At 60.2% G+C, this 17,755-nt stretch carries 16 protein-coding genes and 1 pseudogene; 12 read left to right on the top strand and 5 right to left on the bottom strand.

Going from position 1 to position 17,755, the window contains the following annotated elements; genetic code table 11:
• Positions 1-22 precede the first annotated feature (22 nt).
• Both ACVWYU_RS20135 and ACVWYU_RS20130 read left to right on the top strand, forming a co-directional pair.
• Positions 23-2,800 carry a response regulator gene (locus tag ACVWYU_RS20135; RefSeq protein WP_457373510.1) on the top strand — a complete coding sequence of 926 codons (2,778 nt, stop codon included), beginning with the start codon at positions 23-25 and terminating at the stop codon, positions 2,798-2,800.
• A gap of 65 nt (positions 2,801-2,865) precedes the next feature.
• Positions 2,866-3,462, top strand: coding sequence for a MarC family protein (locus ACVWYU_RS20130; RefSeq protein WP_090328679.1), 597 nt, complete (start codon positions 2,866-2,868; stop codon positions 3,460-3,462).
• A 110-nt stretch (positions 3,463-3,572) separates the two neighbouring features.
• On the opposite strand, the gene ACVWYU_RS20125 is transcribed toward ACVWYU_RS20130, so the two are convergent.
• The 5 genes from ACVWYU_RS20125 to cobG form a co-directional block, all read right to left on the bottom strand.
• Complete coding sequence (locus ACVWYU_RS20125) at positions 3,573-4,388, bottom strand: hypothetical protein (protein WP_457373509.1); 816 nt, start codon at positions 4,386-4,388, stop codon at positions 3,573-3,575.
• Positions 4,389-4,628: 240 nt separating this feature from the next.
• Positions 4,629-6,338 carry a precorrin-3B C(17)-methyltransferase gene (gene cobJ, locus ACVWYU_RS20120; RefSeq protein ID WP_457373508.1) on the bottom strand — a complete coding sequence of 570 codons (1,710 nt, stop codon included), beginning with the start codon at positions 6,336-6,338 and terminating at the stop codon, positions 4,629-4,631.
• Complete coding sequence (locus tag ACVWYU_RS20115) at positions 6,338-7,069, bottom strand: precorrin-2 C(20)-methyltransferase (RefSeq protein ID WP_090328675.1); 732 nt, start codon at positions 7,067-7,069, stop codon at positions 6,338-6,340. Before ACVWYU_RS20115 ends, cobJ begins: the two co-directional genes overlap by 1 nt.
• Positions 7,069-7,695: a precorrin-8X methylmutase gene (locus ACVWYU_RS20110; RefSeq protein ID WP_457373507.1), complete on the bottom strand. Its 627-nt coding sequence runs from the start codon at positions 7,693-7,695 to the stop codon at positions 7,069-7,071. The genes ACVWYU_RS20115 and ACVWYU_RS20110 overlap by 1 nt, the downstream gene beginning before the upstream one ends.
• A complete protein-coding gene (cobG, locus tag ACVWYU_RS20105; protein ID WP_457373506.1) occupies positions 7,688-9,010 on the bottom strand; it encodes a precorrin-3B synthase in 1,323 nt (440 codons plus the stop codon). Before cobG ends, ACVWYU_RS20110 begins: the two co-directional genes overlap by 8 nt.
• A gap of 280 nt (positions 9,011-9,290) precedes the next feature.
• Between cobG and ACVWYU_RS20100 the strand changes: the two genes are divergently transcribed.
• The 10 genes and pseudogenes from ACVWYU_RS20100 to ACVWYU_RS20055 all read left to right on the top strand — a co-directional run bounded on the left by ACVWYU_RS20100 (position 9,291) and on the right by ACVWYU_RS20055 (position 17,656).
• Positions 9,291-9,941, top strand: coding sequence for a hypothetical protein (locus ACVWYU_RS20100; protein WP_247257155.1), 651 nt, complete (start codon positions 9,291-9,293; stop codon positions 9,939-9,941).
• A 164-nt stretch (positions 9,942-10,105) separates the two neighbouring features.
• Positions 10,106-11,317, top strand: a complete 1,212-nt coding sequence (cbiE, locus tag ACVWYU_RS20095) for a precorrin-6y C5,15-methyltransferase (decarboxylating) subunit CbiE (protein WP_457373505.1) — start codon at positions 10,106-10,108, stop codon at positions 11,315-11,317.
• The gene (locus tag ACVWYU_RS20090) at positions 11,310-12,407 is read left to right on the top strand and encodes a cobalt-precorrin-5B (C(1))-methyltransferase (protein WP_090328663.1); all 1,098 of its coding nucleotides are present in this window, start codon (positions 11,310-11,312) and stop codon (positions 12,405-12,407) included. Before cbiE ends, ACVWYU_RS20090 begins: the two co-directional genes overlap by 8 nt.
• On the top strand, positions 12,404-13,132 hold the full coding sequence (locus ACVWYU_RS20085; RefSeq protein ID WP_457373504.1) for a cobalt-precorrin-6A reductase: 729 nt from the start codon (positions 12,404-12,406) through the stop codon (positions 13,130-13,132). The genes ACVWYU_RS20090 and ACVWYU_RS20085 overlap by 4 nt, the downstream gene beginning before the upstream one ends.
• Positions 13,133-13,326: 194 nt before the next feature.
• A complete protein-coding gene (locus ACVWYU_RS20080; RefSeq protein WP_457373503.1) occupies positions 13,327-13,629 on the top strand; it encodes a type II toxin-antitoxin system RelE/ParE family toxin in 303 nt (100 codons plus the stop codon).
• Positions 13,630-13,632: 3 nt separating this feature from the next.
• Entirely contained in the window at positions 13,633-13,923 is a 291-nt protein-coding gene (locus ACVWYU_RS20075) for an addiction module antidote protein (protein ID WP_390958470.1), read from the top strand.
• A gap of 100 nt (positions 13,924-14,023) precedes the next feature.
• On the top strand, positions 14,024-14,422 hold the full coding sequence (locus tag ACVWYU_RS20070; RefSeq protein WP_457373502.1) for a DUF2946 domain-containing protein: 399 nt from the start codon (positions 14,024-14,026) through the stop codon (positions 14,420-14,422).
• Between the two features lie 48 nt (positions 14,423-14,470).
• Positions 14,471-14,950 (top strand): copper chaperone PCu(A)C, encoded by a 480-nt coding sequence (locus ACVWYU_RS20065; protein WP_090328654.1) that lies wholly within the window; start codon positions 14,471-14,473, stop codon positions 14,948-14,950.
• 21 nt (positions 14,951-14,971) lie between these two features.
• Positions 14,972-15,358: pseudogene (locus ACVWYU_RS20060) on the top strand (DUF2946 domain-containing protein); the annotation flags it as partial.
• A gap of 180 nt (positions 15,359-15,538) precedes the next feature.
• Positions 15,539-17,656: a TonB-dependent copper receptor gene (locus ACVWYU_RS20055; RefSeq protein WP_457373501.1), complete on the top strand. Its 2,118-nt coding sequence runs from the start codon at positions 15,539-15,541 to the stop codon at positions 17,654-17,656.
• The last annotated feature ends 99 nt before the right edge of the window (positions 17,657-17,755 follow it).

Raw genomic sequence — 17,755 nt, 5'->3', positions numbered from 1 at the left:
CAACCTACGAAGGGATTTCGCCGTGCGCTGGCTCAGGATTGCCATAGGTTTCACCGTCACCTTGCTGACCTTGCTCTGCATGCTCCCGGCTCAGGCCGCGCAAGGCAGTGGCTGGTCCGTTTTGCTCGACGAACAGGGCGACCTGCAGCTGAGCGACATTCGTTCCGCACGCTACACCAATCAATTCAGCCCTATCGAACTCGACGAGCTCACCGCCGCCGCGCCCGATGGCGCGCTTTGGCTACGATTCCGGCTTGCTCCCGGCAAGCACGAGCAGTTGCTTCGGGTATTCGCACCCGATTTGCTGCACTTCAATATGTATGTGCTGGACGGCGACAGGCTGATCGAGCAATCGAAGACAGGCGGCGAACAACCCAATACCGATCGACCTTTGCCCAGCAGCGACTTGATGCTGCCGTTGCCGCAAAGCGACAAGCCTCTCGACGTCTACCTGCGACTGGTTTCCGAACACCAGCTGCGCCCCTACATCACGTTGCAATCAGCGATCATGACTGCAGCCAATCAGAGCCAGACGCTGATCTACGGCCTGCTGCTGGGCTGTATCGGCATGCTGATCCTGCACAACCTCATCCGCTACGCCTACACCCGCTCGCGCAGCAGCCTGTGGCTGGCGGCATCCGAAGGCTGCCTGATGCTCAGCCTGGTCCTGTTGTTGAACCTGGCAGGTCCCTGGCTTCCGGAGTGGCAAGCGGTGCAAACCCCGGGCGCGTACCTCGCCTTGTTACTGACCGCCCCCTGCGGCCTGATGTTTGCGTTACGCTTCTTCGCTCCCCTCGGTGTACATCCGCTGAACAGAGTGATCGTGGGCGAAATCCTGTTGATCATGATCTCGGGGTTGCTACTGCTGTTCGTCAACACGCTGCCGTTGAACTTCATCACCTACGGACTGGTGGCCCTCGCCGGCTTGACGATGCTGTTCGCCAGCGCCTTTCACTGGCAGAAAGGCTATCGCCCGGCGCGGCTGTTCGTGGCCGCCATGGTGGTGTTCAATCTCGGCATACTGATCATCCTGCCCGCACTGCTGGGGCTGACCCTGATCGAACCCCACGGCCTGATCACCACTCTACTGGCGTTCATTTGTATCAGCGGCCTGCTGATGAGCATCGCCCTGAGCGAGCGCCAGCGCAGCATCACCGAAGATCGCTTCAGCATCAGTCGTGACCTGGCCGCCAGCAACGCCGAGATCAACGCCAAGGCCGAATTCCTGGCAAAGATCAGCCATGAGATCCGCACCCCGATGAACGGCGTGCTGGGCATGACCGAACTGTTACTGGGCACACCACTCTCGGTCAAACAGCGCGACTACGTACAGACCATCCACAGCGCCGGCAACGAACTGCTGACGCTGATCAACGAGATCCTCGACATCTCCAAGCTCGAATCCGGGCAGATAGAACTGGACGATGTGCAATTCGACCTCAACGCCCTGATCGAAGACTGCCTGAGCATCTTCCGCGCCAAGGCCGAACAACAGAACGTCGAATTGATCAGCTTCATCCAGCCGCAAGTGCCGCGAGTCATCAGCGGTGATCCGACGCGTTTGCGCCAGACCCTGTTGAGCCTGGTTGAAAACGCCCTGAAAAAAACCGATGAAGGCGAAATCCTGATCGTCGTCGCTCTCGATGAACGCAGCCCCAAACCACGCCTGCGCATTGCCGTGCAGGACAGTGGCGAACCGATGGACGCCGAGGAACGCGACGCGCTGATGCACGCCGAATTGCACAGCAAGCATTTCCTGTCGGCCAACCGGACGGGCGGAAATCTGGGTCTGGTTATCGCCCGTCAGTTGATTCGCCTGATGCACGGTGAATTCGGCATCAAGAGTGGCAACAACCAGGGCAGCACTTTGTGGCTGACCTTGCCGCTGGACCCTGACCGTCTCGAACACCCGACATCCGACCTCGACGGCCCGCTGCAGGGCGCACGGGTGTTGGTGGTGGATGACAACGATACCTGCCGCAAGGTGCTGGTGCAGCAATGCAGCGCCTGGGGCCTGAACGTCAGCGCAGTAGCGTCCGGCAAGGAAGCGCTGGCACTGCTGCGCACCAAGGCGCACCTGCGCGACTACTTCGACGCGGTCCTGCTGGACCAGAACATGCCCGGCATGACCGGCATGCAACTGGCCGCCAAGATCAAGGAAGACCCGAGCCTCAATCACGATATCCTGCTGATCATGCTCACCGGCATCAGCAATGCGCCGAGCAAGATCATCGCGCGCAATTCCGGAATCAAGCGCATCCTCGCCAAACCCGTGGCCGGCTACACCCTCAAGACAACCCTGGCCGACGAGCTGACCCAGCGCAACAAGGGCCTCGCCGTCATGCAGCAGCCACCCTCGGGTCCGCCCCTGCCGGTCAAGGTTCCCGCCGATTTCCGCATTCTGGTGGCCGAAGACAACAGCATCTCGACCAAGGTCATCCGCGGCATGCTGGGCAAGCTCAATCTGCAGCCCGACACCGCCAGCAATGGCGAAGAAGCCTTGCAGGCCATGAAGGCCCAGCGTTACGACCTGGTGCTGATGGATTGCGAAATGCCGATCCTCGACGGTTTCTCGGCGACCCAGCAGTTGCGTGCCTGGGAAGTCGGCAACCAGCGGACTCGGACCCCCGTGGTGGCACTGACCGCACACATCCTAACCGAGCACAAGGAGCGCGCGCGCCAGGCCGGTATGGACGGACACATGGCCAAACCGGTCGAATTGTCGCAACTGCGTGAACTGATCGAACACTGGGTTGCGCAGCGCGAACAGCAAAACCGCGCCACGACCCCAACGTCCTGAGCCGACAGGCTCCGCAACGCCTGATAGACTCCCCCCTCGACTTCCCTCGCCAGTGAGCCTGCACCATGCTCCACGTGTTGTTCAGTGTTTACCTGAAGATGCTGGTGCTCTACAGCCCGTTCTTCGTATTGTCCTGCTTCATCAGTCTGACCCGCGGCTACTCGCGCAAGGAACAACGTCGCCTGGCGTGGAAAGTGGCAATCGCCACGCTGGTTTCCAGTGTCTTGCTGTACTTGTTCGGACGGGTGATTTTCAGCGTGTTCGGCATCACCGTGGACGCCTTTCGTATTGGTGCCGGCAGCGTGCTGTTCATCTCGGCGCTCGGCATGGCGCAAGGCAAGTCGGCAGTGCAGACCGACAATGTGCAGCAGGACGTGACAATCGTCCCGCTGACCATCCCGCTGACGGTCGGCCCCGGCACCATCGGCGCCTTGCTGGTCATGGGTGTGAGCCAGCCGCACTGGGACGACAAGCTCACCGCGATTCTCAGCATTGCCCTGGCCAGTTTCACGGTCGGCGTGGTGCTGTACCTGGCCAATCACATCGAGCGCATTCTGGGTGACCAGGGATTGCAGATCGTCAGCCGGTTGATGGGGTTGTTCGTGTGTGCGCTGGCAGCGCAGATTATTTTCACCGGGGTCAAGGGCTATCTGGTTCCTTGACCGCCACTTCCCCCTCCGAGACTTCAATCGGGAGGGATAATTCCAGCTTCAATTGACGAGCCATTTTTTCAGGAGGGCCAGAGGCAGCGCGCGCCTCTGGCCCTTTTCTTTTACTTACGACGCCTGAAACGCTTGACCAAAATCTCCTTTCGATGCTCGTCAAGATACTCTTCGATGTACGCCCTTATTTCCCCATATCGGGCAGGATTGAAGGTTACGAACGACTTCCCGTGAAAGATATCCAGCGAGGAAGTTTTCCAGTTAACGAACAGCACTCCACCATCATTGCCTCCGCCTTGATGGTCAACAGCGGCGATCGCAACCAGGATGATGCCATTGGACATTTGTTCGCAGGGAATCGTGGACAAGCGCACACCTTCAGCACTTTTCGCTCCAACATCCAACAAGTTGATTGCTTCGGGTTCTTTCTTTAGTGCGTCCAATGTTGAATTCGTCACCGCACTAAGTACGGCGGCGCCTGGGATAGCGGCCTTTGCGGCCTCAACGGCAGCCCGGACAATATCAACCATCACATTATCCATCGCCACCTTCAGCGAAGTTGCGCTGTACTTTGTGTAGCCCTTATCTGGAACAAAACATCCAAGGTCTTCCAAGCATTTCGTAAAGGCGTGATACCAGGCTTCGGGATCTTTATCTCCCGACACTTCGTCATTCGCCTCCAGTTTCGACATAGTGATCAAATTCTCAATAATCGCCATGTTTTCAATGCTTATATTGTCACCATAACCAACCAGGCTATTGCCGAGTACCAGCGCATCCAGCTCTTTTGTTGGACTGGTTACAACCGCCGACGGCAGCGATCTTTTGCGGCGCTTGCCCGCCACGGCTTTCTTGCGCCTTTCAACACGCGCCCTTACCAACTCAATACTTTCAGAAACACTTAAGGAACTTTCAAAATCACTCAAATTAATATTCCTTTATTTATTAAAAATCGCCCCATCCGGGAGCGAATCAAATCTAACTCGACAAAACTCAACCAACAACCAAAACAAAATACAACATATGTAGCGCACCCCCATCAATCACGCGCACGACACAATAAAATCACCCACCAAAGAAAAGCGCACAAAAAAACAACCAGACCGTCGTCAAACAAGAGTTCGGACGATCTGGTGTTATTCGATACGCAAGAAATAAAGCAGTGGTTATCGGGGAGGATTGAGCTTATCGCCATAGCTGCGCGGCGTGTACACCCAGGTACTACCATCCGGGCGAGGAATCACACGAGTCGTCGAAGAGCCAATGAGCACCATCGTCCGCATGTCCACTTGATCGGCAGTCAACTGCCCGAGTGTCGTCACTCGCAAGGTCTGACCTGGGCGACCGATATCGCGCCCCAGCACTACCGGCGTATCAGGTGTGCGATGCCTGGCGACAATGTCCAGTGCCAGGCCCAGTTGCCAAGGGCGCGAGCGCGAGATCGGGTTGTAGAACGCCAGGGCGAGGTCAGCCTGGGCCGACAGATCCAGGCGCTTTTCGATGATTGACCAGGGCTTGAGGTTGTCCGACAGCGACAACACACAGAAGTCATGGCCCAGCGGTGCACCTGCTTGTGCGGCAGTTGCCAGCGACGCGGAAACACCCGGCAGGATCTCGAGATCGACGTTGTGCCAATTGACGTCCGTGGACTCGTCGAGCGCTTCCAGCACCGCCGCCGCCATGGCAAAAACACCCGGATCGCCGGACGACACCACCACCACCGACCGTCCCTGGGCAGCCAGTTCAAAGGCATGGCGCGCACGCTGCATTTCTTCACGGTTGTCCGTGCAATGCAGCACCTGATCAGCCCGGAATGGCCCAGCCATGCGTACGTAGGTTTCGTAACCCAACACATCATTGGCGCGCGCCAGTTCGGCCTTCACCGCCGGCACCATCAGCTCGGCCGCACCCGGCCCCAGACCGATCACTGCCAGGCGTCCACGAGGTCGGCCGATCTGCAGCGGGTCCAATGGCTGTTCGGCGACCGCTACGCTGATGGTCTCATCGCCAATAATGGAAACAGCCTGCCCGATGGCATCGCGGGCCAGCTCACCAAGCGATCCAACAGCGCTGGCAAAACGCAGGGGTACGCCCAATTCGCGTGCGGCCTCACGCAGTGTCGGATCAGCCATTTCCGTGTCGGCAGCCAACAGGCAAGCCAGCGATTGCCGGGCAATGTTGGCCTGATGCAAAACATCACCAATCACCTTCGGCAAATCCGCAACACCAGGTCCGACCGCAACCACTACGCAACGTGGGTAGATCAGCAGTTCATTAGCCGCCGTCGCTCGCTCGGCATGGCCGACATGAACAGTCAGTCGCGCCTGCTCATCCTCAGGCAGCTGCGCCTGCGCCAGCCAGGGCGCCGAACCTTCGATGCGAACCGATTCACCGGCCAGCAAGTCGGAGACAAAACGTTTGCCCAGCTCCAGGTCGCCCAAGGCATAACCGCTGGGTGGATTGAGCAGGCAAGTGCCAAAACGCAGTTCGCCACTGGTGGTGATCGCGGGCGCCACATCTAGATGCGCCGCAATCTCGCGCGCCAACACATTCACCCCGCCCAGGCCGCCGAGCAGAGGCACCACCGCGCTGCCGTCCTCGGCAACCGCCAGTACGGGGGGCTCGGCGCCTTTTTCCAGCAGCAACGGCGCCAGCGTACGGATCACGATACCGGCGGCGCACAGCGCAATGATCGGCGTGCCCTTTTGATAAAGCTCGCGCAGGGTCACACCGAACTCATGGTAAACGCAGTCTGCGCCGTCCACCCTTGCGCTCAGGCCGTGAATCAACGCACCTGGATAAAGCGTCTGAATACTGCGCGCGGTCGCGAGGCTGCCATTGCCGAGAATGACGATCGCCGGAACAGGTCGGATCATCAGCCTTGCCACCTTTCACCGGGAACGATAATCAGCGAGAAGTAGGGCGAGGACATTGGCTCGACCTCGTCCAGCGGCACAATTTTCTGGTTGGCCATGGTCGCCCGTTCGACGTACAGCGCGCGCTCGGCCAGACCGAGTTCTTCCAGCACCTGACGAACCTTGGGGAAATTGCGCCCCAGCTTCATGATTACTGCAGCATCGGCGTCAGCCAGACGACGCTTGAGCTCTTCGTGTGGCAGCACGCCGGACAATACGGACAAGCTCTGATTGCGATACACCAGCGGGGCACCGAGCACCGATGCCCCGCCGAGCATCGAGCAAACGCCCGGCACGACTTCAGCGTCATAACGCTCGGCCAGACGGTCATGCAGGTACATGTAAGAGCCGTAGAAGAACGGATCGCCTTCGCAGATCACCGCCACATCGCGCCCCGCATCCAGATGCGTGGCCAATTGCTCACTGGCGGCATCGTAGAAATCGCTGATCACTTGCTCGTACGACAGCGGCGCCGGCAGTGCCTCGGTGGTCACCGGGTAAATCAGCGGCAGCAGGGTTTGCGCGTCCTGCAAATGGGCCTCGATGATACCGAAGGCATTGCCCTTCTTGCCCTTGGCGACGAAATACGCCACCACTGGCGATTCACGCAGCAGGCGCAGCGCCTTGACGGTAATCAGCTCAGGATCACCCGGGCCGACGCCAAGGCCGATCAAACGTCCGGTTTGCTGCATTATTCGATCTCCGTGGCGAGGGCATTGACGGCGGCGGCGGCCATGGCACTGCCACCCAGCCGACCTTGCATGATGACGAATGGCACGCCGCGACTGTCAGCCGCCAGCATCGCCTTGGATTCGGCGGCACCGACGAAGCCCACCGGGAAGCCGAGGATCAGCGCCGGTTTCGGGGCGCCGGCGTCGAGCATTTCCAGCAGATAGAACAGCGCAGTCGGCGCATTACCGATCACCACCACACTGCCTTCCAGATGCGGGCGCCACAGCTCGAGGGCTGCTGCGGAGCGCGTGTTGCCCAACTCACGGGCCAGCTCGGGCACGCTTTCATCGCGCAGGGTGCAAATGACCGGGTTGTTCGCCGGCAAGCGTGCACGGGTCACGCCTTCGGACACCATGCGCGCATCACACAGGATCGGCGCACCGGCCGCCAGCGCATCGCGCCCGGCCTTGCCCGCCCCATCGGAAAACTGCAAACCGTCGATGGCGTCGACCATGCCACAGGCGTGAATCACCCGTACCGCGAGTTTTTCCAGATCGGCCGGGATTCGCGCGAGGCTGGCCTCGGCGCGAATGATCGCGAAGGAGTTGCGATAGATCTCCTGACCGTCGCGGATGTAATCAAGCATCAAGGGGGCTCCGTGAGCGGGCGTCGAGCAAGGCGCCGACCGCGTCGATAGTAAGGTTGCGTGCGTGCAAGGCGCCGAATCCCGGCTGCGCTGCATCGCGAAAATAGAGGTCGTAATGACCGGGAGTAACCGCCAGCAAAGTGACCGGAGCAATATGCGCGGCAGCGCAGGAGCGTGAGCAACCGCTCAGGTGCACATTCAGCACATGCCCATAGCGTTGCAACAAAGCGGCCAGTTGCAACGCGTCAGCCTTGGTGTCGGCCAGGCCTTTGCCGCAGCCGCTTGAGCCCGTGCAGGCGATCAATCGGGACAACGGTTGGCCGGCTTCGCACAACAGCCCAAGCTGCTCAAGGTGGCGAATGACTTGCGCGACCTGTCCATGCTGGACACTGGGCAACAAGAGACTTTGCCATGGCGTGAAACGCAGGCTCGCGTCGCCGAATTTTTCGGCCAGTTCGGCTGCGCCTCTGAGCATCGTCGGGTCAAGCCGTCCCAGTGGCGGAACCGCGCCAACGTAAGACAGGCCTGCATCGGCCTGAGGATGAGCGCCGATGTGCAGCGCCTCTGTCACCGAGGCGCGACGCCAACCTGCAACGGCTTTGATGGGCACACGTTCGCTCAGTCGGCGCAGAAAGTCTTCGGTCGGGTACTCGGCCAGCAAATGGCGCATTCGCGTTTGTTCCGCACGCGCCAGCTCCAGGAACAAGTCGAGCGTCGCAACGACCAGGCGGTGGCCATCGGCAAGGGCGACCGCACCGGCGGGGGAATCCGTGGGGCATCCCGCGAGGCCAAACGCCAACCAGGGTTCGCCGTCTCGTTCATAGGCCGACAGCCACAGATCATGGGGATGTTCGAGCATCGCCAGGTCTTCGCCGCCGTCGAGTTGCACGGCAAACTTGGCGCTGAGGTCGTGGAAACGTTCGTCTTGCTGCACCGTGGCAAGAATCTGCTGCGCCAGCGCACGCGTGTCGACCAGCATCAGCCGGTCGATCCCGGCGCTCGGGCTGAGCATCAGGTTACGCACATCATCGCCAGCCGCGCTTTGAGGCCCCAGGCCTGCGGCCAGCAACGCATCAATCAATGCCGATTGTTCGTGGCCAATTCCGCGAATCTGCAGATTGGCGCGATTGGTCGCCTCAATCACCCCACTGGCATGTTGCTCGGCGGCATCCGCCACAGCGATCGCCTGCCGTGCCTGGATGGAGCCACCACTGAGTTTGATCCGGCAGATACCACCGTCCAGTGCCTGGACGACCCGCAACAACCCGGGACAAGCCGAAGGGCGCAAAAGGGTGCGTGTCTGATGTGGATTCACAGGATGACCGGTACGAGATGAAGGGCAGCATTATGCCTGCTTTGTCTGGCCGGATGAAAAGCCAACGCAGATTGACGACGAAAAGCGATCCCGGGCCCAGGTTACGTCGGTTCAAGCCTGTATTGCCCGTGGGCATTCAATCAGGAAACAACACCACGAAAATGCTTAACAGCAAGAATCAAATTTATAACCCACCCTCATTCCATCTACAGATAAATTTTTTGCAGCTTCATTAATCATTGAAGCCAAATATCACAACACGCCCACCAAGGAACAGAACATGGTTATGGAAAACCCCTACGGAACATTGACCGGCCCCAACCTGATTTCATGCATCAGTGAACTCTCACCATACGACTACGATGACTTTACTTCTTGCACACAAATAGCCACCCACTCCGCCGACCTGGTCGGCAGTCGTTTTACTGATTCGGCAAAATGGTTGGATGAGTATGTCGTAACGCTGAATTTTTTTGGCTGGTCTGTCTTTCAGGACAGCATCTTCACTCGCACGCGATACGAAATCTCGACAAGCATCGCAGACTTTCTGGTTCGGAGCGCACAAACCATGCCCGATTCCCGGCAGGGGAACGCGATGATCGATACCCTCGACGCATTAAAGCCGGACAAGCCGGCAATCGCTTCACTGGATAAAGAAAGCCTTAATGGCAAGCGACTTCAGGTTATCCCCGCGCGGTATGATTCAAAAGGGTTTCTTGAGATTGCAGTATTCAGTCTGGAGTTGGTAGCTCACTTAAAAAAGAACAACTTCATATTCTGGAACTGGGAAGAGCAGACTGCAAAAATCATCCAGCATCGAGCCCTTCTTAAACTGGATAAAAGAATACTCGAGAGCAAAAGATCGCTAATTGAGAAAAAGTTGCTCGAGATCAGAATGAAGCGGTTCGACCTGAGAAAGCGTCAGCAATAAATTAAACATTACACCCTCCCGTCGAGACCGCTGTCACCGCCAACAACGATTTCGCACGTCGCCACAGGCGAATGCAATCGCCGCCGCGTTATGATGCGCAACCCGCGTGAGTCGATACAGACCGCGCGGAGCGATTTGGCTTCGGTTTACAGAAGAGGAACGGCATGGCCCCCTGGCTGACGGTAGTAGGCATCGGTGAAGACGGTTTCAAGGGTCTGGGCAAGAATGCCCGGCACGCCCTGTTGCGAGCCTCACGGATCTTCGGCGGCCAGCGGCACCTTGATCTGCTGCCTGCGTGCATTGGTGGCGAGCGCCAAAGCTGGCCGAGCCCGTTTTCCATCGAGCCCGTCCTGGCCCTGCGCGGTCAGTCCGTCTGTGTGCTCGCCAGTGGCGATCCGATGTTTTTCGGGGTCGGCGCCAGTCTCAGCCGACAACTGACCAGCGATGACATGCAGATTCTGCCGGCGCCCTCCTCTTGCTCGCTCGCCGCCGCCCGAATGGGTTGGCCCTTGCAGGAGGTCGTCACGTTATCGGTGGTGGCCCGTCCCGTCGCCGCGATCAACGCGCAATTGTTCAGCGGCGTGCGCTTGCTGGTCCTGAGTAACGACGGTGGCAGCCCCGCCGCCATTGCCGCGCTGCTGCGTGATCGCGGATTTGGCCCGAGTCGCCTCACCGTGCTGGAACACTTGGGCGGTGCTGCGGAACGGCGGATCGACGGTATTGCCAGCGAGTGGAGCGATCCCGCGATTGCCGACTTGAACCTGATCGCCATCGACTGCATCGCCGAATCCGGTACACCGCGCCTGTCACGATTGGCCGGTTTGCCGGACTCGGCGTTCAAACATGACGGCCAACTGACCAAGCGCGATGTACGCGCGATCACGCTCGCACGCTTGGCTCCGGTTCCCGGTGAACTCTTGTGGGATGTCGGTGCCGGCAGCGGTTCGATCGGCATCGAGTGGATGCGCGCCCATCCGAGTTGCCGCGCGTTGGCCATCGAAGCCGACGAGGGACGGCAACAGTTGATCGAACACAACCGCGATGCCCTCGGCGTGCCCGGCCTGCAACTGATTCGCGGCAGTGCCCCGCAAGCCCTGACCGGACTGGAACGACCGGACGCGGTTTTCATCGGAGGCGGCGTGACGCGCGAAGGTGTCCTCGACACCTGCTGGGCCGCCCTCAAACCCGGCGGGCGGCTGATCGCCAATGCGGTCACGCTGCAAAGTGAAATGACCCTGATGGCCTGGCGCGACCAGCACGGCGGAGACCTGACGCGTATTCATATCGCTCAGGCGCAACCGCTGGGCGACTTCGATACCTGGCGCCAGGCGTTGCCGATCACCTTGCTGGATATGACGAAGCCTTTCGATGCGTGACGAAACCGCCGAACAACCCGCCCCCCTGCGCAGTGGCCTGACCACGGGCAGTTGCGCGACTGCCACCAGCCTTGCGGCGGCTCGCCTGCTGCTCAGCGGTGTGAGCTCGGATGCCGTGGAGATCATTCTGCCCAAAGGCAAGCAGGTGCAGATGCGCCTGGAGTTTTGTCGCCTTGCCGATGACGGCGCCGAAGCGGGCACCATCAAGGACGCGGGCGATGACCCTGATGTGACCCATGGTGCCTTGCTCTTTTCCCGGGTCCGCCTTGTCGGCGAACCGGGCGTCAGTTTCAAGGCCGGTCGCGGCGTCGGCACCGTCACACGTCCGGGGCTGGTGCTGGCCGTCGGCGAGCCGGCGATCAACCCGGTGCCGCGCAAGATGATCACCGATCACCTGACCCGACTGGCCGATGAGTTCGGCTACGGCGGCGGTTTCGAGGTCACGGTGAACGTCGAGGGTGGCGAGGCACTGGCGCTGAAAACCATGAACCCGCGCCTGGGGATTCTTGGCGGTTTGTCGATCCTCGGCACCAGCGGCATCGTCCGGCCTTTTTCTTGCGCGGCGTACATTGCCTCGATCCATCAGGGCATCGACGTCGCCAGGACCAACGGTTACCTGCACATCGCCGCGTGCACCGGCAACGCCAGCGAAGACACCATGCGCCGGGTCTACAACCTGCCGGAAATTGCCCTGATCGAAATGGGTGATTTCGTCGGCGCCGTGCTCAAACACCTGCGTAAAGTACCGGTGGAAAAACTCAGTCTTTGTGGCGGCTTCGGCAAGATCAGCAAGCTGGCGGCCGGGCACATGGACCTGCACAGTCGGCATTCGAGCATCGACCTGCCACAACTGGCCGAATGGGCGGCAGCGGTGGGCGCTGATGCGGCGTTGCAGCAGGGCATCCGCGAAGCCAACACCAGCCAACAAGCGTTGGCCATGGCCAGCGCTGCCGGGATCGCCCTCGGCGATGCGGTATGCCAGCACGCCCTGGAATTTGCCCGCAGCGTGGTGCCGGCGCAGGTTCAGGTCGAAGTGTTCGCCATCGATCGCCAGGGCGGGATCGTCGGCCATGCGGGAGCCTTCCAATGAAACGCCTGCTGTTGCTCGGTGGCGTCACCGAGGCTCTGGCGATTGCCCGAACCCTGGGCCCACAACACATCTACAGCCTGGCCGGTGTCGGTCGGGTGCCGACGGACCTGACCTGCCAGGTTCGCGTCGGAGGCTATGGCGGTGCCGAAGGCCTGGCGCAGTTTATCCGCGATCAAAGAATTGATCTGCTGCTCGACGCCACCCATCCCTACGCCGCCCGAATCAGCCAAAACGCCGCGACTGCCGCCCACTTGAGTGGCATTGCCTGCTGGGCGCTACGGCGTCCCGCGTGGAAACCACAGCCCGGGGATGACTGGCGTGAAGTCAGCGACTGGGCTGAATTGATCCAGGCACTCAAACCCTTCCGGCGACCGCTGTTCACCCTTGGACGCGAACCCTTGCAGCATCTGGACGAAATCCCTGCGGATCAATTCTGGACCCTGCGCGCACTGGATGTTTACCCCGGCAACGAACGCTGCGAAGTCATCGGTGCCCGCGGGCCGTTCCAGATCGACGATGAACGTGAGTTGTTCGAACGCCGGCAGATCGACGTACTGATCAGCAAGAACAGCGGCAGCACCGCCACCGAACCGAAGCTGGAAGTGGCGCGGGAGCGCGGGGTGCCTGTGCTGGTGTTGAAACGGCCGGTGTTGCCGGGGGTTGAGCGGGAGTTTGATTCGGTCGGGCAATTACTTGAAGCCTTGTCACTGTCAGACCATTCCTAAGATCTGCAAAAAACTGCGAATTTGCCGGCAAAATTCCAGGAAGAAGCTGGCTGTTACTCCAAATCGCTTCACCCCTATATTCGGATTCCTCTAAATCGATCAAGTCAACAGAGTAGCCACTCAAGAGGACACCCGGATTCATCCTCAGAAAGGCGCTGCTTGCCAGCTTGTATCCCAAGGAATACGATCCAGACATGATCGAATTTGAACGATCCCGAGCGTTTGCCGATTGGCTCGACTCATTGAAAGACACCATCGGCAAGGCTCGCATCATCGCAAGACTCCGGGCGGCTCAGCATGGAAACTTTGGGGATTGCATGCCAATAGGCGCGGCGGTTCATGAAATGCGCGTACACCATGGTCCCGGTTACAGGATCTACTTCACCCGTAGGGGGCAAGTGGTTTATTTGCTACTGGCAGGCGGTGATAAATCGACTCAAAAACGAGATATCAAACGTGCCATTCAAATGGCGCAAAACATCGGTAATGAGGAGTAAATCATGACCGAACAATTCACCCGTTTCGATGCCGCGGAATTTCTCAAGTCGCCGGAAGAAATGGCCGCCTATCTGGATGCCTGCTTTGAAGAAGATGCAGGTGACGGTGTACTGATCCGCGCGGCACTTAACGACATAGCCCGCGCGCAAGGCATGACACAAGTGGCCCGCGAAGCAGGGTTAGGTCGTGAGAGCCTATACAAGGCGTTGAGCAGCACTGGCAATCCAGAATTCGCGACTATCATGAAGGTCATGAAAGCGCTGGGTATGCGTTTGCATGCTGTTGCGATCTGATCTCACATGCGACACCACACCGCACGCAGCCTTTTTACTTATCGGCCCTGATCAGGCTAAATAGCCCGCGCCTGATCGCCCACCCAACCGGATTTGTCCCATGTCCCGACAACGGCTCGCAATTGCCTGGATAGCCTGCTTCGCAGTGCTGTTCAACATGCTTGCCATGCCGATGTCCGCAGCGATGGCGCAGGCGGCCAAGGCGCCTGCCGAACAAGTGTTGTGGGGCAGCTTCTGTTCGTCCAGCGGCACCAAAATGGTGGCGATCTCTCTGGGCAAGATTGAGCAGAAGGCGCCGCAAGGCGACGAACACTCCAATATGCAGCATTGCTGGTGCTGCTCCGGTTCCGCGCCACTGGTGGCGCTGCCCGGGCATGAACCGCAGCTGTATTTCGCCAGTTTCGAATCCAATCGGAGCTTGCCTCTCTCTTCCCTCAACACCCCGACGCCGCGCCAGCAATGGCCAAGCCTCAACCCCCGCGCATCCCCTCTGGTGTGATTCCTTCTCGCAATTGAACTGCGTTTCGAATCGTTCCGGAGAACTGCCATGTTGAACAAACTCATCGTTCTGGCCGCTTTGCTGCTGCCTGCCTGCTTTGCCAATGCCCACGAATACAAGGTTGGCGAATTGGAAATCGCTCACCCCTGGTCGCAGGAATTGCCACCCAACGCACCGACCGTTGCGGCGTACTTCGTGATTCACAACGAAGGCAAAACCGCAGACCGTCTGCTCAGCGCCGATACCCCCATTGCAGGCGAAGCTCAACTGCATGAGCACGTGATGCAAAACGACGTGATGAAAATGCAGCACGTACCCAGCGTGGAAATCCCCGCTGGCGGCGAGGTCACGTTTGCGCCGATGGCCTATCACGTGATGCTGCTGAACCTGAAAGACCGCAGCCTGCTCACTGACGGCAAACGCTTTCCGATGACCCTGCACTTCGAGAAGGCCGGTGACGTGAAGGTCGACGTCGCGGTGCAGAAGCAGGCGCCGGATGGCATGCAAGCACACGCGCATACCCCGTAATCGCCTGAGCTGAAAACGCCCATGCGCCTGCTTAGCGCCAGGCCATCCAGACCGCGTCGTCAGCCATTGAGCCTGACACGCGGCAGCTGGATCAGCCTGTTCGCCATGTTGATGATTTTCATCGGTCCGCTGATTTCTCAGTCGATGCCGATGGATTCGCGCGCGGCCATGTCAATGAGCATGTCCATGGACATGTCGATGGACATGAGCATGGACATGTCGGCAATGGAGCACGCCGACCACGGTGCGCAACCCGCCGCCGAGCACTGCCCGCCGCAAGCCGGGCATCATGTCCTCTGGGAAAAATGCGGCTATTGCAGCCTGCTGTTCAACTGCCCGGCGCTCACCGTTGGCGTGTCATTCGCCGCATTCGACACCCCGCCCGTCAATACTTTCACCACACCTTCCCCACGCCTGGGCCATGCCCGGCAAACCGTCTTCCCCGGCGCCCGCACCCGCGCCCCGCCCGTCGTCGCGTAAACACCCACCACTGATTTCACACGGTCCGCCAGACAACCGAAGCTCGGTCCCACAGGGATTGCGCAGGCTGTCGGCCGTGTCGTTTACGACTGTTCGATGGAAATTGTCATGTCCAGGTTTTCTGCTGACTCACGCTTGAGCCCTGCCCAGGCTTCTTTTGCCCTGAACGAATCCAGCATTCGTTTCAGGCACGCCACCGCCATCCTATGCGGCGCCCTTCTGGCGCCGGTAGCACTGGCCGATGAACACGCAGGTCTTGGCGAAGAACTGAGCCCGACGGTCATCACCGCCGTTGCGCCAAGTTCCCCGCTGACCGTCGTCACCAACCCCAAGGACCCGCGCCAGCCGGTGCCGGCCAGTGACGGTGCCGACTACCTGAAAACCATCCCGGGATTCGCCATGGTGCGCAATGGCGGCACCAACGGCGACCCGGTCCTGCGCGGCATGTTCGGCTCACGACTGAACATCCTCACCGACGGCGGCATGATGCTCGGCGCCTGCCCTGGCCGGATGGATGCGCCCACCTCGTACATTTCACCGCAAACCTACGACAAGCTGACCGTCATCAAAGGCCCGCAAACCGTGCTCTGGGGGCCCGGCGCGTCGGCTGGCACCATCCTGTTCGACCGAGAGCCGGAAAGCTTCGGCGAACTCGGTACCCGGGTGAATGCCAGTGTGCTGGCCGGTTCCAATGGCCGGTTCGACAAGCTGGTGGACGCCGCTGCAGGCGGGGCACTGGGGTACGTGCGAGTCATCGGCAACACCGCGCACTCCGATGATTATCAGGACGGCAACAACGACACCGTCGCGTCGCGCTACGACAAATGGAATGGCGACGTCGCGGTCGGCTGGACCCCGGACGCCGACACCCTGCTGGAACTGACCGCCGGCAAGGGCGACGGCGAGGCCCGTTACGCCGGGCGCGGCATGGACGGTTCGCAGTTCAAGCGCGAAAGCCTCGGCCTGCGCTTCGAGAAGTCGAACATCAGCGATGTGCTGGAAAAGCTCGAAGCGCAGGTCTACTACAACTACGCCGACCACGTGATGGACAACTACACCCTGCGCACGCCATCCGGCACCGGCATGATGGCCGGCCCCATGGCGGCCAACGTCGACCGTCGCACCCTTGGCGCCCGCATCAAGGCCACCTGGCACTGGGCCGACGTGCAGTTGATCAGCGGCATCGACGCACAGACCAGCGAACACCGCGAACGCAGCGCCATGGGCGTCGACACCTACCAGGACCTGCCCTACACCAAGGACGCCGCCTTCCATAATTACGGGGTGTTCGGTGAGCTGACCTGGTATGCCGCCGAGCGTGACCGCTTGATCAGCGGCGTACGCCTGGACCGTGCCTCGGCCAAGGATTACCGGCAGACCATCGGTTCGGGAATGATGTCCCTGCCCAACCCGACGGCCAACGACACCCGCGCCGACACATTGCCCAGCGGATTCATTCGCTATGAACACGACCTGGCGGACAGCCCGACCACGCTGTACGCGGGCCTGGGGCACACCCAGCGTTTCCCGGATTACTGGGAGCTGTTTTCGCCAGACTCCGGTCCTGCCGGTTCGGTGAACGCCTTCGACTCGATCAAACCGGAGAAAACCACCCAGCTCGACGTCGGCCTGCAATACAGGACCGAAGACCTCGAAGCCTGGGCCTCGGCTTACGTCGGCCAGGTGCGCGATTACATCCTGTTCGACTACACGCCCGGCATGATGGGCACCACCTCGCAAGCCGAGAACATCGACGCGCGAATCATGGGCGGTGAATTGGGCGCGGCCTACCAGCTCACCGAGCACTGGAAAGCCGATGCGACCCTGGCCTACGCCTGGGGCAAGAACAGCAGCGATGGCAATGCGTTGCCGCAGATGCCGCCGCTGGACGCACGTTTCGGCCTGACTTACAGCCAGGACAATTGGAGCGCCGGGGCACTGTGGAGAGTGGTCGCCGCGCAAAACCGCATCGACCAGAACAAAGGCAACGTAGTCGGCAAGGACTTCAACAAGACCCCGGGATTCGGCGTGTTCTCGCTCAATGGCGCCTACCGGATCAACCAGCACTGGAAGGTCAGCAGCGGCGTCGACAACCTGTTTGGCAAGGCCTACGCCGAACACTTGAACCTGGCTGGCAACGCCGGTTTCGGCTACCCGGCCAATGACCCGCAAGCCATCAAGGAGCCGGGACGAACGCTCTGGACCCGAGTGGACATGAGTTTCTAACCCTCGAGGGCAACCCGCTCCCTCTGTGGGAGCGAGCTTGCCCGCGATCGGTTGCACAGCAACCGCACCAGACAACTAAAAAGATCCAAGCCAAGCGGA

The sequence above is a fragment of the Pseudomonas sp. TE12234 genome (assembly GCF_054061835.1).
Note: the sequence above shows the minus strand (reverse complement) of the source record. Positions and strands in the feature narration are given on the sequence as shown.

Coding starts and splice junctions, on each gene's coding strand:
- ACVWYU_RS20130 (WP_090328679.1), top strand. CDS start 2,866: ATGCTCCACGTGTTGTTCAGTGTTTACCTGAAGATGCTGGTGCTCTAC.
- cobJ (WP_457373508.1), bottom strand. CDS start 6,338: ATGATCCGACCTGTTCCGGCGATCGTCATTCTCGGCAATGGCAGCCTC.
- ACVWYU_RS20115 (WP_090328675.1), bottom strand. CDS start 7,069: ATGCAGCAAACCGGACGTTTGATCGGCCTTGGCGTCGGCCCGGGTGAT.
- ACVWYU_RS20110 (WP_457373507.1), bottom strand. CDS start 7,695: ATGCTTGATTACATCCGCGACGGTCAGGAGATCTATCGCAACTCCTTC.
- ACVWYU_RS20100 (WP_247257155.1), top strand. CDS start 9,291: ATGGTTATGGAAAACCCCTACGGAACATTGACCGGCCCCAACCTGATT.
- cbiE (WP_457373505.1), top strand. CDS start 10,106: ATGGCCCCCTGGCTGACGGTAGTAGGCATCGGTGAAGACGGTTTCAAG.
- ACVWYU_RS20090 (WP_090328663.1), top strand. CDS start 11,310: ATGCGTGACGAAACCGCCGAACAACCCGCCCCCCTGCGCAGTGGCCTG.
- ACVWYU_RS20085 (WP_457373504.1), top strand. CDS start 12,404: ATGAAACGCCTGCTGTTGCTCGGTGGCGTCACCGAGGCTCTGGCGATT.
- ACVWYU_RS20080 (WP_457373503.1), top strand. CDS start 13,327: ATGATCGAATTTGAACGATCCCGAGCGTTTGCCGATTGGCTCGACTCA.
- ACVWYU_RS20075 (WP_390958470.1), top strand. CDS start 13,633: ATGACCGAACAATTCACCCGTTTCGATGCCGCGGAATTTCTCAAGTCG.
- ACVWYU_RS20070 (WP_457373502.1), top strand. CDS start 14,024: ATGTCCCGACAACGGCTCGCAATTGCCTGGATAGCCTGCTTCGCAGTG.
- ACVWYU_RS20065 (WP_090328654.1), top strand. CDS start 14,471: ATGTTGAACAAACTCATCGTTCTGGCCGCTTTGCTGCTGCCTGCCTGC.
- ACVWYU_RS20055 (WP_457373501.1), top strand. CDS start 15,539: ATGTCCAGGTTTTCTGCTGACTCACGCTTGAGCCCTGCCCAGGCTTCT.